The organism is Pseudomonas sp. MF08875 (assembly GCF_059862525.1).
Map to the genome: position 1 here is coordinate 1 of NZ_JCBCUW010000137.1, position 907 is coordinate 907.

Genomic DNA, 907 nt, shown 5'->3' on the forward strand with positions numbered 1-907 from the left:
CTAGGCTCTGTACGTAAAGTATTGTCGCAAGCACCGCATAGCGCAGGCCAATGAGACCATCGCCGCAAAACTTGTTGCGAGCTTGTCGAAGCGCGTCACGATGCGACGGTTCTCCTTCAGCCAGCCAAACATGCGTTCGATGATGTTGCGCTGCCGATATTTGGGGCGATCAAAAAGTCGAGGCAATCCTGGCTTGGTTTTGCGCTTCATGCTTCGCAACGGAATGACTGGCTGCATGCGATAACGATCACAATACTGGCGCAGCGCTTCAGCGTCGTAACCCTTGTCAGCCAGCAACCAGCGGCAACGCTTGCGTGGGCGACCGCGCAGGCTGGGTATGCAAGCCTGATCGAGTAGCGGTTGGGCATAGGCTATATCGCTGGCTTGTCCGCCTGACAACAGGAAACGCAGAGGCACACCATTGGCGTCGCACAGCATGTGAATCTTGGTCGTCAGGCCACCCCGGCTGCGCCCGAGCGCGTGGTCTTGCGGTTCTTCAAATCCCCTTTTTTCCCGGCACCTGATGAGGCCCGGGTTGCTCGTACGGCAGTGGAGTCGATCATCCATGTTTCCAAGTCAATCAAACCCTGCTCATTCAATCGGATATGAAGACGCTTGAGCATCTGATCAAAAGCTCCGCAATCACGCCATCCCCGGAACCGTTGATAGATCGTTGACCAAGGGCCGAATCGTTCGGGCATGTCTCGCCAGGCTGCGCCAGAGCAAAGCACCCAGAGAATACCGTTTAGCATCAGGCGATCATCGGCCCGAGGGCGCCCGGTGCGCTGATTTTTGGTGAAGATATCTGCAACCAGATCCCAGGCTGCGTCGGGGAGTTCATACCGCTTTGCCATCTTGGCCTCCTGGCTTTAATGGCGGTGTATTTTACAGAAAATCGTATTTCTTG

1 pseudogene is annotated in these 907 nt (G+C 55.7%); it reads right to left on the reverse strand.

Features of this window, described 5'->3' with window-relative positions:
• A pseudogene (locus AC19YT_RS28325) lies at positions 1 to 854 on the reverse strand (IS5 family transposase).
• Positions 855 to 907 lie beyond the last annotated feature (53 nt).